A 15,519-nucleotide genomic window follows, 5' to 3' on the forward strand; every position below is an offset into this window, starting at 1 on the left:
CTTTATGATTGTTTTGAACGGTACATGTCAAAGCAGCCGGAGAACACGACTTCTTCTCCCACATAGCTGTTGACTTCAACTACCGTTCTGCCTTTTTCTTTTTCGACTGCCGTCACTTTGGCTTTCGCAACGACGCGCTCGCCTTCTTTCACCTGTCTTGTAAAGCGGATATTTGCGCTTGCGGTCAGCGCCAGCTCATCATCAATGACGGCTACGGCGAGTGAGTTCGCCTGCGCAAACAAATGATGCCCCCGCGCAATTTGATTGCGGCTGAAGACATGTTCGCGTCTTACTTCTAATATGGAAATGGCCTGGCCGTCAAGCTCCAGATCAATGATTTCACCGATCACTTCGTCTAAAGACAATGATTTCACTTCATCATCAAGCGTTTGTTCTGCCACGTTTTTAATTCTTTCCCTCAGCTCCGGTATTGAGAGCTCTAAGCGGTCTAAACGGATCGTCTGAATGCTGACGCCGAATTTCCCCGCTAATTCTTCATCTGTGATGAAGGGTGTCGATTTGATCGTCTGCTGCAATAATTTTTGGCGTTCTTTCTTGCTTCTTCTCATCTGTAAACACCATCCGGACAATTAAGACTAGGTACTAATAGTAGTATATAATCTCATAGATTGGAATGCAATGATTGTTTTTTGAAAGCCGCCGAATTTTACAGAATCAGCTTAATTTCTCCCCTTCTAGGACGCCGCTTGAAAGTAATTGACCGCGCAGCATGCGGTATTCGTCATCTTTCCAAAAAGCCTCTGAAGACACCAGGTTGGCCGCATCCTGGCGGGCCGTTTCCAAAGCTCTGTAGTCATGAACCATATCCGCTACCTTGAACTCGGGCATACCGCTCTGTTTTTTTCCGAAGAAATCACCGGGGCCGCGCAGTTCAAGGTCCTTTTCAGACAGCTCGAAGCCGTCGTTTGTTTCTGACATGATTCTCATCCGTTCCTTCCCGGTTTCGGATTTCGGATCGGCCATCAAGATGCAGAAAGATTGGTGGTCTCCCCGCCCGACCCGGCCGCGGAGCTGATGGAGCTGAGATAATCCGAAACGGTCGGCGTCATAGATGACCATAATCGTCGCATTCGGCACGTTCACCCCGACTTCTACGACGGTTGTTGACACAAGTACCTGACATTGATTGGCGCTGAATTCTCTCATCACCTGATCTTTTTCATCAGAATGGAGCTTCCCGTGCATCAGGCCGACATTCCATTTACCGCGGTAAACGTCAGACAGCATGTTATATACGTCAATCGCATTCTGTACATCCAGTTTATCCGACTCTTCAATGAGCGGGCAGATAATATAGGCTTGCCTTCCCTGCTTCAGCTCTTTTTCTATAAAAGCCAAAATCCGCTCCAGCATGTCGTGTTTCACCCAATACGTTTCGATTTGTTTTCGCCCCGCGGGCATTTCATCTATCACGGAAACATCCATTTCTCCGAAGACGGTAATGGCCAACGTTCTCGGAATCGGGGTGGCTGTCATAAACAGCACATCCGGATCCTGACCTTTATTCTTGAGTTTTTTGCGCTGTTCGACCCCGAACCGGTGCTGCTCGTCCGTAATAACAAGACTCAGCGCTTTGAATTCCACTTCATCCTGGATTAAAGCATGGGTCCCTACTAAAATATCAATCTCTCCGAGAGCAAGCCGCTCCAAAAGCTCCCTGCGCCGCTTTCCTTTTACAGAACTCGTCAAAAGCGCGATATTTACATCTTCATTTGCAAACAACGATACGAGAGAATCTGCATGCTGTTCGGCCAGAATTTCAGTCGGCACCATTAATGCCCCCTGATACCCCGACAGAATCGCAGCGTACAAAGCGATGGCGGCGACGGCTGTTTTCCCTGAACCGACATCACCTTGCAGCAGACGGTTCATTCGGTAAGGGGATGTCATATCAGCGGTAATTTCCCGAAGCACGCGCGTCTGTGCGGTCGTGAGTGAAAACGGCAGGCTGTCTGTGAAAGCGGCGAGCTTTTCAGCAGGAAACACATGGCTGATGCCTTTTGACTGTTCCCTTTCCGCTTTACGGAACGCCTGCATTTTCAGCTGAAATAATAAGAATTCCTCGTAAACAAACCGGCGTCTTGCCTGCTGTAACGATTCCCTCGTTTCAGGCTGATGCATCGTCTGCAGGGCATGTTTGTAATCAGGCAGCTTATAGCGGATTCTCAATTTTTCAGGAAGCGGATCGGCCGCACTGTCCAAATGATGCTGCAGCGCTTCCTTAATAAACCGTCTCATCATTTTTACGGTGACGTTTTCTTTAACGGAATAAACAGGCTCAATGCTTTTATCTTCTTGATGAGGACCAGTTTTTAATTCCTGCACGGAAACGATCTGTCTGTGTTTATCCCATTTCCCGGATAGCGTGACGACAGAACCTAACGTCAGTTTCTTTTTTAAGTAGGGACGGTTAAAGCAGACCGCGGTAATTAAATAATTGCCGACAAGCACCCTGAATGTCAGCCTGTTTCGTTTTTTGCCGTAATAGGTAAGAGAAGGTTCTGAATGAACCTTCCCTTCTACCGTCACTCTTTCTTCATGTTTTACTTCTTCTAAATCCCTCAGCTCATAGTCGTCATAACGGTAAGGGAAATAATTCAGAAGATCAGAAATGTCATAGATACCAAGTTCGTGCAATGTTTTTTCTGTTTCCGGCCCAATGCCCTTAATTTCCGCTATACTAGTTTGCTGATGGTGTGTCACTTGATTTCAGCGCTCCTCCGAAAATTTTTTTCTCTAATTCTCTTCCCGTCGGTGTCGCGGCTAAACCGCCTTGTCCCGTTTCACGCAGTGCTGTCGGCATTGTCTGGCCGATTTTGTACATCGCGTCAATCACCTCATCGCAAGGTATGCGGCTTGTAATCCCGGCCAGCGCCATATCCGCCGCGATCATTGCGTTGGATGCTCCCATTGCGTTTCGTTTGACACACGGCACTTCTACCAATCCGGCGACCGGGTCACATACGAGACCGAGCATATTTTTCAGTGTAATCGCCATTGCTTCCGCTGATTGCTGAGGCGTTCCGCCCGCCATTTCCACAATCGCAGCCGCTGCCATGCCTGATGCTGACCCGACTTCCGCCTGACAGCCTCCTGCCGCTCCTGAAATACTCGCATTATTTGCTACGACAAAACCGAACGCGCCGGCTGTAAACAGAAAACGGATCATTTGTTCTGTCGTAGGGTTCAGCTTATGCTTTACGGCGAATAACGTTCCCGGCACGACCCCGGCAGAGCCGGCGGTCGGTGTAGCGCAGATCGTTCCCATCGCCGCATTGACTTCATTTGTCGCCACAGCTTTAGAAACGGCGTCTAAAATCAGATTGCCCGACAGGCTTCTTCCCGATTGGATATATGCCTGAAGTTTCACGGCATCTCCGCCTGTTAAACCGGTCTGACTCGTGACGCCCTTCAGCCCTTTTTCAACAGCTGCTTCCATGACGGAGAGATTGCGCTCCATTCCTTGAAAGATTTCTTCCCGCGTTTTTTGCGTCACTTCCATCTCTTGCGTGATCATCACTTCCGAAATCGGAATTTGTTTTTCTTGAGTGATTTCTATTAATTCTTTTACATTACGAAACATGTCATTTTCCTCCTGACTTTTTAGTCAGCTATCTTAGTAACCTGTATAATATTAGGAAGTGTTGAAAGCTCGTCAAGCACTTCTTCTTCAATATTCTGATCGACCTCAATCGTCATCAGCGCAAGCTGGCCGACGTCCTTACGCGCCACTTCCATATGTCCGACGTTGATGGAGAATTTCGCAAGCACATTGGCAACGCCTGCAATCGTGCCGAATTTATCATTGTGAACGACTAAAATAGCCGGATGGTTTCCGGACAAACGCAGCTCAAAGCCGTTGAGCTCCGTGATTTCTATTTTTCCGCCGCCGATGGAAATACCGGTAAGGGCAAGCTCTCCCTCATCATCAGAAATGACGATGCGCGCCGTATTCGGATGAACGGGCACGGCATCCTCTGTACGGAACTCTACATATATGCCCTTCTCTTCCGCAATTTGAATCGCTGTTTTAATCCGTTCATCAAATGTATCAAAATCAAGCAGGCCGCCGATAATCGCGACATCAGTGCCGTGACCCTTATACGTCTCCGCAAATGATCCGTAAAAAGACACAACGATCCGGCGGGGCTCCCGCCTGAATAAGCTTCTGGCCACTCTGCCGATCCGGGCGGCGCCTGCGGTATGTGAACTGGACGGACCGATCATTACCGGGCCGATAATATCAAAAACGCTTCTATACTTCATGCTGGTTTGCTCCTCCTTAACATCACTTCATTCAGCGCTTTTCTTTAGACTAATTGAACATTTCTCAATTGGCAAGCAGGCACACTGCCGCACTGCCGCAGGTAAATAAAGGCATAAGAATAGAAGGGCCTGATAAGCCCTTCTATTCTGCCGCAAATATATATGGATACAGAGGCTGTCTGCCGCTATGGATTTCAACCTCGATATCTTCACAGACGCTTGCAATATACTCAGCGAGTTTCTCAGCTTCTTCTTCGGGCGCGTCCTCTCCGTACAAGATGGTTACGATTTCATCTTCTTCCCCGATCATTTCATCCAGCAGCAATTTCGCCGCACTTATCCGATCTTCGGCGCTGCCGATAATTGAACTGTTTAAAATGCCGATAAAATCACCTTTTTTAATATCTTTGCCGTCGATATGGGTGTCTCTGACTGAATATGTCACCTGTCCGCTTTTCACATTCCGGATGGCCTCAAGCATATTGGCTTCATTTACGTCAGCCGGCTGGTCAGGGTTAAACGCAAGCAGGGCGGTCATGCCTTGAGGGACCGTTTTTGCCGGAATGACAATGACATTTTCTTCAGCCACGCTCGCCGCCTGATTGGCAGCCATCACAATATTGGAATTGTTCGGAAGAATGAAAACCGTCTCCGCATTGACAGACTGAACGGCTTCAACAATATCTTCCGTGCTCGGATTCATTGTCTGGCCGCCTTCGATTACGTGTGAAGCGCCGATGCTCGTAAACAATTCAGAAATGCCCTTTCCCATTGCCACAGTCACGATGCCAAAAGGCTTGCGGGCTTCTTTCATAACGCCGGCCGGCTTTTTTTCATCATGTTCTTGGCTGATGATTGAAGTATGCTGTTCCCTCATGTTTTCAATTTTAATTTTAATCAAATCGCCGTAACGCTGTGCGAGATTGAGTACGTTCCCTGGTTCTTCGGCATGAATATGAACTTTCGCAAGCGTATCATCAGCCACGACCAGCAATGAATCGCCGAAACGGCTCAGTTCGTTTCTGAACGTCTCTTCCTTGAACGTCCGTTTATCTTGATCCAGCCTTACCATCACTTCCGTACAAAATCCGAATTCAATGTCTTCTGTACTCAGCATGCTCTGCGCGCTTTTATGGTGCTCGGCATTCACCATATCATCGAGTGCCGGAAGAACCGCTTTTTTCGGTACGGCCTCTCCTTTTAAAGCAGCCAAAAAGCCTTCATATACACAAAGCAGACCTTTTCCGCCGCTGTCAACGACACCGACGTCCTTTAAAACAGGAAGCAGATCCGGCGTGCGGTTCAGCGACGCTTCCGCTTCTTCAATAACGGCCTCCATGAGAGCAATGATATCGGTTTCTTCTTTAGCCGAGGCGACCGCTTTTTTAGCCGCATCCTTGGCCACGGTTAAAATCGTTCCTTCAACCGGTTTCATGACCGCCTTATATGCCATATCCACTCCCGCTTGGAGTGCTGCGGCAAATTCTTTGGCGTCTATTTGGTTTTTGTTTTCAATGCTCTTTGTGAAACCTCTGAACAATTGGGACAAGATCACCCCTGAGTTTCCTCTCGCCCCCATAAGCAGGCCTTTTGACAGGGCGATGCCGACTTTGCCGATGTCGGGTGAGTCAATGTGCTCTACCTCTCTTGCACCGGATGACATCGATAAATTCATATTTGTTCCGGTATCGCCGTCAGGCACGGGAAACACGTTCAGCGCATCCACCGCGGATGCGTTTTGAGACAATGTCTCAGCCCCCGCCAGAATCATTGCCGCAAAAGCTCTCCCATCTAAGTTTCGTCTAGACAATACTCATCCTCCTCACTACGGGTTCGTTACTCGTACGCCTTGGACATAAATATTTACAGAATCAACTGCAAGTCCGATTGTTTGATTTACTGTGTATTTTACCTTCGTCTGAACATTGTGGGCTACTTCGGATATTTTAGTGCCGTAGCTGACAATAATGTACATGTCGATATGTATTTGTTCGGCTTCCTGACGGACATGTACGCCTTTTGCGAAGTTCTCTCTCCGGAGGATTTCAGACAAACCGTCTTTAATCTGGTTTTTTGAGGCCATCCCCACTATTCCGTAACAGTCAATGGCAGCGCCTCCGGCAACCATTGCGATGACTTCGTTGGATATATCAATCTGTCCGTATTTTGTCTTCATTTCAATGGACACACAGGTTCCTCCTTCAGGTGCATAGAGTTATCATTATTCTACTATATGTATCCCATTATGAAAAGAAAAGATACAGACAGCGGCCTTCAGCGCGGAAATGTGATTGGTTTTACATGTCAAGTGATTTTTCTTGAAAGTAAGGGAAACAATAGTTGCAAACGGTTTTTAGCTGTGGTAAATTATTTAAAGTATTGTATAACGAAAGCATCTGAGACACTATGTTTGAAAAGATGTTTCGCGCAGTTAGGAGGGAAACAAATGGCACGTAAATGTTTTATTACAGGTAAAAAAACAAAAGCCGGAAACAACCGTTCTCACGCAATGAACGCTTCTAAGCGTACTTGGGGCGCCAACCTTCAAAAGGTCCGCATCCTCGTTGACGGCAAACCTAAAAAAGTGTATGTATCTGCCCGGGCTTTAAAATCCGGTAAAGTTGAACGTGTATAAGCAAAAATGAACGCCTGCCCTTTTATGCGGCAGGCGTTTTTTATGCGTTCAAAGAGGGCAATTTCAGCTTCTTGGGCTTACTCTTTTCTAAATGAGCCCAGCATCGCCCGGACAATTCCTCCTAAAAACTTCGGCAATTTAATGGTATAAAATTTCATTTTGTCCCCTCCTATAAGTCCCGTATCCGCTGCGTTCATCACTTTAGGATTCATGGTTTTTTCCGCATATGGCAGAAGCCGCTTTTCTAATCCGCGCTCCTTACCATTATTAATATGCCTTTTGCAAACGAAAAAGTACCTCGTGAATGAATGAGTTCGTTACTAATACATAGTGTGGAACCCAGAGGAATATGACAATTATCAAGGGGATATTTAAAACCGTCGAGTGTCAGGCCGTCTGCCGCTTCCGTAAACGGAATGAAAGAAATATAGCGTCTGCGCGCTTTTTCTTCAATTGTATAACGGCCGGGCCCGAACATCTGAATGTCATTCTGCCGGTCGATCAGCTCGACATCGGTGTTCTTATGTAAGGCTTTATACAGCAGCTGGATGTTCCCTAAAAAGTGATCGGCTCTTCCGCCCGTCACACCGAATATCCGAATAGTTTCCGGTTCTTTTTGTAAAGCCCAGTCAAGGGCGAGTTCAAGATCGGTATAATCTTTTTCCGCCTGATACACATGGAGGGCCGGCGCCGCTTTTTGAATCTGCATGAGCTCCTCTTCCGTAATGCTGTCAAAATCACCGAAAGCTTCCTGCGGAATGATTCCGGCCTCCAAAAGAGCAACCGTCCCTTTATCGACTCCGATCCACGACGTATCTCCGTCAGTGTATTCGGATAGATCGGGAATAAGCTCCCGCGGGCCGCCCGCAACGATATTGATTGTCTTCATATGTTATCCTCTCTCTTAGACGCGAAAAGAGCCGGCGGCTTTCACCGGGCTCTTTTTCAGCATGTTTATGATGCGTTTCGGATGTCAGCGATGGCTTTTTTCCGATCCGGCTGATTATATACGGCAGACCCGGCAACAAGCAGATTGGCGCCCGCTTCAGCGCATAAAGGGGCTGTTTCTTTATTAACGCCTCCGTCCACCTCGATTAAAAGCTCAGACAGGCCTTTCTCCTCAGCCAGCTGTTTGACCTGACGGATTTTCGGCAGAACCGAATGAATGAAGCGCTGTCCGCCAAAACCGGGGTTAACCGTCATTAACAGCACAAGGTCAAGCTCCCCGATCACATGTTCAATCATGTGGACGGGCGTATGCGGATTGAGCACAACTCCCGCTTTTACTCCCTGCTCTTTTATCAATTGAATGGTCCGGTGAAGATGCGGACACGCCTCAGCATGAACGGAAAGGATGTCCGCACCGGCTTTTGCGAATGCCGGGATGTAGCGGTCCGGGTTTTCAATCATAAGATGGACATCCAGCGGCAGATCAGTCACCGGACGGACGGCTTCAACGATAAGCGGCCCGATTGTAATGTTAGGGACGAAATGGCCATCCATGACATCAATATGGATATAGTCCGCCCCTCCTTTTTCCACGTCTTTAATTTCCTCGCCCAGTGAAGCAAAATCGGCGGAAAGAATTGATGGCGCAACCTTAATCATATTAATACCTCGGCTTTCTCTCTTTTATTTCCTGCATAAATTCTTTGTAATGCTCATAGCGGTACGGCTGAATCTCCCCTTCTTCCACCGCTTGCTTTACCGCGCATTTCGGCTCCTTAAGATGCAGACAGCCTCTGAATTTGCAAGAGGCGCTTATTTCTCTGATCTCAGGGAACGTGCTGCTCAGCTCTTCTTCCTCAATGCCGGTAAATTCAAGCGAACTGAACCCCGGAGTATCCGCAACCAGACCGCCTGATGTATGAATGAGCTCCACATGGCGCGTCGTATGTTTTCCGCGTCCCAAATGCGCGGAAATCTCGTTTGTTTTCAGCTCAAGCTCCGGGCTGATCGCATTTAAAAGCGAAGATTTTCCGACTCCGGATTGACCGGCAAACACCGTCGTTTTGTTCTCGAAGTGTTTCACAATGCCTGTTAAGCCGCTGTTTTCTTTTGATGACGTCACATATACGTCATAACCGATCGCCTGATAGTCTTGCACGTAAGAAAGTATCGCCTCTTTCGATTCCCCGTCTGCAGCTAAGTCCATTTTGGTTATGCAGATGATCGGGTGAATGCCGTTGGCTTCCACAAGGACGAGAAAACGGTCCAATAAAGACGTGCTGAACGCCGGCTGAACGGCAGAAAAGACAAGAACGGCCTGATCGACATTTGAAATTGGCGGCCTGATCAGCTCGTTTGTTCGTTCTTTGATTTCCAGCAGGTAGCCTTCTTTATCATTTTCAGCCTGATAAACGGCATAATCGCCGACCAGGGGCGTTATTTTATTTTTTCTGAAAATGCCCCGGCCCCTGCATTGAATGATCTTGTCCTGTGATTCATCCAAGACATAATAGAATCCGCTTAACGCTTTTATAATTTTGCCCTCAGGCATAGGGTCCCTCCTTGTCAGTCATTATCTTTCGGGTATTCAATCGTTTTGTAGCTGACGACTTTATGATCGACCATCACTTGATAATACCCCTTCTGTCCCTGATCAATCTTCAGTTCAATTGTTTTTTCAGTCGGCTCTTTTATTTTAAAAGAGTCATACGTATCAGAGATGCTGTGGTCCTTATCATCGATGGCGATTTGCACTTCAAGCTCGTCCCCTTCATGTTCGGGTTCGTAAGGAATGCTGATTTTTTCTTTTACCGTTTTCGCCGGTTTTTCTTCAGGTCCGAGCGAGAACGTCACTTCAACATTACTTCCCGGCTTAACCGCAGTGCCGGCTGTCGGCTCTTGCTTCATGACTTGTCCTTCCGGCACGTCATCTGAATGGGCTTGTTTTTCAACAAGCTGCAGGCCGTTATCTTCAAGATACCCTGAAGCCGCTTCTTTGCTGTAAGTCTTTAAGTCCCTCAGCGTAACGTCCGCCGGGCCGAGGCTGACCGTTAGATTGACTTCATCGTCGCTTGCGACCATATCGGTGCCGGCTGAGGGGTTCTGATCAATTACGGTGCCGGCCTCGCTGTCATCGTTTTCTTCTTTGACATTGACATGTTTGAAGCCTTTTTCCTTCAGCGCTTTTTTTGCGTCGCCGATCTGCCGCCCTTTCACGTCGATCAGCTGGGTTTTCGGTTTTCCGATGCTTTTGTACAGTTTTACAGAAGAGCCTTCTTTAACGGTAGACCCCGCTTTTGGGTCCGTTTTGACCATTAATTCCTCTTCTATTTTTTCATCTTCAATATCCGTTATATCAGGATCCGCCCGGAGCCCGTTCTTTTCAAGCAGGGCTTCCGCTTTTTCGTACTTCATGCCCCGTACGTCGGGGACGCTTACATCTTTAGGCATAAACAAAGACGGGAACACGGTGACCGCAAGAACAGCTGCCATAATGAAAATGAAACAGACGGCCAGCAAAACCCACGGCCATTTCCGTTTTTTCTTTTTGGCGGGCTGCTGTTCCTTATCATCCGTCTCCCCCGGCGTTTCCGCCTGAGGCGCGGCTTTTGCGCCGTCAGTAATAACGGGAATGGCTTTTGTCATTTCCTCATCATCCTGCACGGAAAATTTTTGTTCATTCAGCCTGCCGGCGTCAAAAGCCGTTCTGATGTCCGCTTCCATGTCCTCGGCGCTTTCATAGCGGTGAAACGGGTCTTTAGCGGTTGCCTTTAAAATAATGTTTTCGACGCTCTGCGGAATGGAAGGGTTCCACTTTCTGGCGGAAGGCGTTTCTGTTTGCAGATGCTTTAGCGCTATGCTGACGGCTGATTCTCCGTCAAAAGGAATTTTACCTGTTAAAAGCTCAAACAGCACGATGCCGAGCGCGTAAATATCTGATTTTTTCGTTGCCAGACCGCCTCTCGCCTGCTCCGGAGACAAATAATGAACCGAGCCCAGCACAGAATTCGTATGTGTGATTGTCGTAGACGTAAGCGCTGTGGCGATGCCGAAATCCGTCACCTTGATATGCCCTAAATGATCTATCAATATATTGTGCGGTTTAATATCCCGGTGCACGATATGGTTTTGATGGGCATGGGCGATGGCCGAGACGATCTGCTCCATAACGGACAGCGCTTCTTTCGGATGAAGCGGTCCGTGTGCGTTTATGTATTCCTTTAATGTCATGCCTTCCACATATTCCATGACAATGTAATAAATATCGCCTTCCTCCCCGATATCGTAAATACTGACGATATTCGGATGATCGAGGCTTGATGCCGACTGTGCTTCTCTTCTGAAACGCCTGATAAAATCAATGTCATTCACAAAGTCAAACCGCAGAATTTTAATTGCGACTTCACGTTCGAGAATGATGTCCTCAGCTAAAAAAACGTTTGCCATTCCGCCGCCGCCAATGGGCCGGAGGATATGATAACGCCCGCTGATCCGCTTGCCGGTTAGCACTTGTCTTCACCCTCTTTTGCATCTGCGGAAAACTCAATCAACACAGCCGTGATGTTATCTTCGCCGCCGTTTTGATTCGCTTTGCTGATGAGAAGGTCTACTTTTTCCTGAGGATCAGATTCGGCTTGAAGCATTTGTTTGATTTCGTGATCTTCTATTTTATTTGACAGTCCGTCAGAGCATAAAAGCAGCTGATCGCCGTCAGACAGTTCAAAAGAACGGGCGTCGGGACTGATGGTTTCATCTGTCCCCAGCGCTCTCGTCAATACATTTTTCCGCGGATGGTGCTCGGCGTCCTCTTTCGAAATTTCCCCCGTCTTGACCAGCTCATTCACAAGCGAATGGTCCTCAGTCAGCTGAGTGAATTCCCCCTCTTGAAGCAGGTAGCACCGACTGTCACCGATATGAGCCACAGTGACAAACTTCCCGGTGAATAAGGCGCAAACAACGGTGGTTCCCATTCCCCGGCATTCTTCATTCGCTTTAGCGTGGTCATGTACTTTGACATTCGCCTCATGAATCCGGTCTTTCAGCCAATCCTCGCAAGCAGACGGCAGAGAAGGAACCGTTTCGGTCCGGTTCCACTGCTCTTCCATCGCCGCAACCGCCATCCTGCTCGCTACATCTCCGGCAAGATGACCGCCCATGCCGTCGGCGACAACCGCAAGCACCGCGTCTTCTTTTGTGAAAATGCCCGCCGCATCTTCATTATGCCGGCGGACTTTACCTGTATCTGTTTTCAAGGCTGTAATCAACCTCTTCACCTCGTCTCGTCTTGACGCTCCTTCGCGCGAAGCTGACCGCAGGCCGCGTCAATGTCATGGCCTTGCTCTCTTCTGATCGTGACATTTACACCGCGGGATTTTAACGTTTTTTCGAATGCGAAAATCTGATCTCTCGGTGTGCGGACGTAATCCCGTTCAGGCACATAGTTTACCGGAATTAAATTGACATGGCATTTCACGTCTTTTAACAGTTCTGCAAGCTCTTCTGCATGTTCGACCTGATCATTTACGCCGCCGAACAGCCCGTATTCAAAGCTGATCCGTCTGCCTGTTTTCTCGATGTAATATTTGACGGCCTCCATAAGGTCAGGAAGCTTATAGGCTTTGTTAATCGGCATCAGACGGCTTCTGATTTCCGTATTCGGAGCATGCAGAGAAATCGCGAAATTGATCTGCATTTTTTGATCGGCGAAATCGTAAATCTTCGGAATGATTCCGCTGGTGGAAACTGTGATATGACGCGCTCCGATGTTCAGCCCTTTATCGTGGTTAATGATTTTTAAGAAAGCGAGCATTTCATTGAAATTATCAAACGGCTCTCCGATTCCCATGATGACGACTGAGCTGACGCGTTCATCCGTTTCATCAAGCGCCTTTTGCACTTTCACGACTTGAGCGACGATTTCTCCCGCTTCAAGATTCCGTTTCAGTCCGCCGAGCGTTGACGCGCAAAATGTGCAGCCGATCCGGCAGCCGACCTGTGTCGTTACACATACAGAATTACCATACTCGTGTCTCATTAAAACCGTTTCGATCGTATAACCGTCATGAAGCTCAAATAAAAATTTCATCGTGCCGTCTTGAGATGTCTGTTTTACAGCCGTTTTCAGCGTTGTCAGCACAAAATGGCTCTCGAGTTTTTCACGCAGGCTTTTTGAGAGGTTTGTCATTTCATCAAATGAAGAAACCCGCTTCTCATAAAGCCATTCAAAAATCTGTGCTGCGCGGAACGGCTTTTCGCCATTCTCGGTCAGCCATTGTTTGATTTCATCTAATTCAAAAGAGTAAATGGACGGCTGCTCAGTCCGCAGCTCTTTCCGTACGCTTGTCTTTTTTAATTGTGTCATTTTTTATCCCTTCTTTCTCATGCTGCTAATAAAGAAACCGTCTGTTCCGAAATAATGCGGAAGAATTTGAAGGCTTCCATCCTGAACAAAGGGTCTCGCCTTTTCAGGCAGCCGCTTTTCAAGAGACAAATCGGGTTCAAACTCAGGGTGTTCTTGTATAAACGCATGCATAACTTCTTCATTTTCTGTCCGGTCCATTGTACACGTACTGTATACGAGTGTGCCACCTTTTTTTACTAATGGGGCGATTTCCCTTAAAATGCCGAGCTGGATTTCTGCCAGCCGTCTGCTGTCCTCCGGCGTCTTCGTATATTTCATATCGGGTTTTCTTCTGATGACGCCGAAACCTGAGCAAGGGGCATCAACGAGAACACGGTCAAACCGTTCTGCGCCAAAGGCCTCTCCCGCTTTTCGCGCATCCATCGTTTGCGCGTCGATGATCGTAAGCCCGAGCCGTTCTGCGCCCTCTTTAATCAGCTTCACTTTATGGCGGTGAAGATCAAGCGATGTGAGGCTCCCCTCGTTCTCCATCAGTTCCGCAATGTGAGCCGACTTTCCGCCCGGTGCGGCGCATGCGTCTAAAACGGTTTCGCCCGGCTTCGGATCCAGCGCCCGCGCGACAAGCATTGAGCTTTCATCCTGTATGGATACCCGGCCGTTTTGGAAAAATGCCGTGTTCGCGATGCTTCCTTTTAAAAGCTTAATCGCATCAGGAGAAAGGTCTCCGGCTTCAGCTTCAAGACCGGCATTCTCCATCTCATTCAGCACCGCGTCCCTGTCGCTCTTTATGTGATTGACACGGAGCGTCTGCTTCGGCGGACTGAGATGAATCCGGCAGATTTTTTCAGCCGCCTCAAAGCCGTACGCCTCGACCCACTCTTTTACGAGCCACTCGGGATGGCTTGTCTCTGTGGAAAGACGGAGAACCGGGTCTTCAATTTCAGCGAATGACGGCGCCCCTTCACGCTGCAGGGAGCGGAGGATGCCGTTGACAAAGGACGCAATGCCCTTATGCCCGCGTTTTTTGGCGATCTCAACCGCTTCATGAATGGCGGCGCGATCCGGTATTTTTTCTAAATACTCCATTTGATACGCGGACAGACGAAGCAGCTGAATCACCCATGGCTTCACTTTATTCGGCTTGCGGATAAAAGGCTTCAGCATGTAGTCTAAGGCGATTTTATTTTGCAGCGTTCCGTAGACAAGCTCTGTCAGCAGTCCTCTGTCCTGATCGCTGAGCGTGTTCGTTTTGATAACCGATGTAAGAAGCAGGTTGCTGTATGCCTGATTTTGCTCAAGCTTCTCAAGCGCTTCAAGGGCGAGCTCCCGGACATTAATTTTCTTCATTTGCTTCTCCTAACACGTCACCGGGCTGCACATTTTTGCCTCTTACAAAATCTTCGCCCTTCATCCGTTTTTTTCCCGCCGGCTGCAGTTCAGTGATTAAAAGGGCGGTGCTGTTTCCTGATGCGACGACAATGCCGTTTTGCTCCGTGCGGATGACTGTTCCGGGCGCAGCTTCAGTTTTTGCCGCAACTTTTTCAGAAGCCCATACTTTCATATTTTGACCGTTCAAAGTTGTATAGGCGACAGGCCAAGGGTTTAAACCTCTGATCTGGTTGTAAATCTCTTCTCCGGGCTTTGCCCAATCAATCCGCTCCTGCTCACGCTTAATGTTAGGCGCGTAAGTCGCTTTTGATTCGTCCTGTTTGATCGGTTTAATATTTCCGGAAATGACGTTCGGGACGGTCTCTGACAAAAGCTTTGCCCCCGCTATGCTTAATTTGTCGTGAAGCGTGCCGACGTTATCCGTTTCATCAATTTCCACTTCGATTTTCGAAATCATATCGCCCGCATCAAGCTTTTCAACCATATACATGATTGTCACGCCCGTTTTCTTCTTGCCTTGGAGAATCGAATAATGTATCGGCGCTCCGCCTCTTAATTCAGGCAATAGTGACGCGTGTACGTTGATACAGCCGTATTTCGGGCCGTCCAGCAGCTGCTTGGGCAGGATCTGTCCGAATGCCGCCGTAACAATCAGGTCCGGCTTCAGGCTGAGCACTTTTTCTATTTCTTCTTCGAGCCTTACTTTTTCGGGCTGAAGAACGGGAATGCCGTGACGTTCAGCTTCAGCCTTTACAGGAGGGGGCGTCATGATTTTTTTTCTGCCTTTCGGGCGGTCAGGCTGCGTAACGACACCAACCACTTCATACCCGTCTTCAATAAGCGTGCGCAGGACGGGAACTGAAAAGTCGGGCGTTCCCATAAAAACGATCCTTGTCAT

At 48.2% G+C, this 15,519-nt stretch carries 16 protein-coding genes; 1 reads left to right on the plus strand and 15 read right to left on the minus strand.

Going from position 1 to position 15,519, the window contains the following annotated elements:
• Positions 1–2: 2 nt before the first annotated feature.
• The 6 genes from fapR to SB24_RS01875 form a co-directional block, all read right to left on the minus strand.
• The gene (gene fapR, locus SB24_RS01850) at positions 3–569 is read right to left on the minus strand and encodes a transcription factor FapR (RefSeq protein ID WP_039251526.1); all 567 of its coding nucleotides are present in this window, start codon (positions 567–569) and stop codon (positions 3–5) included.
• A 106-nt stretch (positions 570–675) separates the two neighbouring features.
• Positions 676–2,724 (minus strand): ATP-dependent DNA helicase RecG, encoded by a 2,049-nt coding sequence (gene recG, locus SB24_RS01855; protein ID WP_039251528.1) that lies wholly within the window; start codon positions 2,722–2,724, stop codon positions 676–678.
• The gene (gene sdaAA / locus SB24_RS01860) at positions 2,702–3,604 is read right to left on the minus strand and encodes an L-serine ammonia-lyase, iron-sulfur-dependent, subunit alpha (protein WP_003154324.1); all 903 of its coding nucleotides are present in this window, start codon (positions 3,602–3,604) and stop codon (positions 2,702–2,704) included. The genes recG and sdaAA overlap by 23 nt, the downstream gene beginning before the upstream one ends.
• 20 nt (positions 3,605–3,624) lie before the next feature.
• Positions 3,625–4,287 carry an L-serine ammonia-lyase, iron-sulfur-dependent subunit beta gene (sdaAB, locus tag SB24_RS01865; protein ID WP_003154325.1) on the minus strand — a complete coding sequence of 221 codons (663 nt, stop codon included), beginning with the start codon at positions 4,285–4,287 and terminating at the stop codon, positions 3,625–3,627.
• Positions 4,288–4,429: 142 nt separating this feature from the next.
• A complete protein-coding gene (locus tag SB24_RS01870; RefSeq protein WP_039251530.1) occupies positions 4,430–6,097 on the minus strand; it encodes a DAK2 domain-containing protein in 1,668 nt (555 codons plus the stop codon).
• Positions 6,098–6,112: 15 nt separating this feature from the next.
• A complete protein-coding gene (locus SB24_RS01875; RefSeq protein ID WP_003154327.1) occupies positions 6,113–6,475 on the minus strand; it encodes an Asp23/Gls24 family envelope stress response protein in 363 nt (120 codons plus the stop codon).
• Between the two features lie 258 nt (positions 6,476–6,733).
• Here SB24_RS01875 and rpmB point away from each other — a divergent pair, with 258 nt between their 5' ends.
• A complete protein-coding gene (rpmB, locus tag SB24_RS01880) occupies positions 6,734–6,922 on the plus strand; it encodes a 50S ribosomal protein L28 (RefSeq protein ID WP_003154328.1) in 189 nt (62 codons plus the stop codon).
• A gap of 77 nt (positions 6,923–6,999) precedes the next feature.
• Here the strand turns inward: rpmB and spoVM are convergent, their stop codons facing one another.
• The 9 genes from spoVM to fmt form a co-directional block, all read right to left on the minus strand.
• A complete protein-coding gene (gene spoVM, locus SB24_RS01885) occupies positions 7,000–7,080 on the minus strand; it encodes a stage V sporulation protein SpoVM (protein ID WP_003154329.1) in 81 nt (26 codons plus the stop codon).
• Between the two features lie 86 nt (positions 7,081–7,166).
• Complete coding sequence (locus SB24_RS01890; protein WP_015417455.1) at positions 7,167–7,811, minus strand: thiamine diphosphokinase; 645 nt, start codon at positions 7,809–7,811, stop codon at positions 7,167–7,169.
• Between the two features lie 65 nt (positions 7,812–7,876).
• A complete protein-coding gene (gene rpe / locus SB24_RS01895) occupies positions 7,877–8,530 on the minus strand; it encodes a ribulose-phosphate 3-epimerase (protein ID WP_015417454.1) in 654 nt (217 codons plus the stop codon).
• Position 8,531: 1 nt separating this feature from the next.
• Positions 8,532–9,422 (minus strand): ribosome small subunit-dependent GTPase A, encoded by an 891-nt coding sequence (gene rsgA / locus SB24_RS01900; RefSeq protein WP_015417453.1) that lies wholly within the window; start codon positions 9,420–9,422, stop codon positions 8,532–8,534.
• 14 nt (positions 9,423–9,436) lie between these two features.
• Positions 9,437–11,380 (minus strand): Stk1 family PASTA domain-containing Ser/Thr kinase, encoded by a 1,944-nt coding sequence (gene pknB / locus SB24_RS01905; protein WP_039251532.1) that lies wholly within the window; start codon positions 11,378–11,380, stop codon positions 9,437–9,439.
• Positions 11,374–12,135: a Stp1/IreP family PP2C-type Ser/Thr phosphatase gene (locus tag SB24_RS01910; RefSeq protein WP_007409750.1), complete on the minus strand. Its 762-nt coding sequence runs from the start codon at positions 12,133–12,135 to the stop codon at positions 11,374–11,376. The genes pknB and SB24_RS01910 overlap by 7 nt, the downstream gene beginning before the upstream one ends.
• A 5-nt stretch (positions 12,136–12,140) precedes the next feature.
• Positions 12,141–13,232: a dual-specificity RNA methyltransferase RlmN gene (rlmN, locus tag SB24_RS01915; RefSeq protein ID WP_014417746.1), complete on the minus strand. Its 1,092-nt coding sequence runs from the start codon at positions 13,230–13,232 to the stop codon at positions 12,141–12,143.
• Between the two features lie 3 nt (positions 13,233–13,235).
• Positions 13,236–14,579, minus strand: coding sequence for a 16S rRNA (cytosine(967)-C(5))-methyltransferase RsmB (gene rsmB / locus SB24_RS01920; protein WP_039251535.1), 1,344 nt, complete (start codon positions 14,577–14,579; stop codon positions 13,236–13,238).
• Positions 14,566–15,519 carry a methionyl-tRNA formyltransferase gene (gene fmt, locus SB24_RS01925; RefSeq protein ID WP_012117531.1) on the minus strand — a complete coding sequence of 318 codons (954 nt, stop codon included), beginning with the start codon at positions 15,517–15,519 and terminating at the stop codon, positions 14,566–14,568. Before fmt ends, rsmB begins: the two co-directional genes overlap by 14 nt.

It is taken from the genome of Bacillus sp. Pc3 (assembly GCF_000815145.1).
Taxonomy (GTDB): domain Bacteria; phylum Bacillota; class Bacilli; order Bacillales; family Bacillaceae; genus Bacillus; species Bacillus velezensis.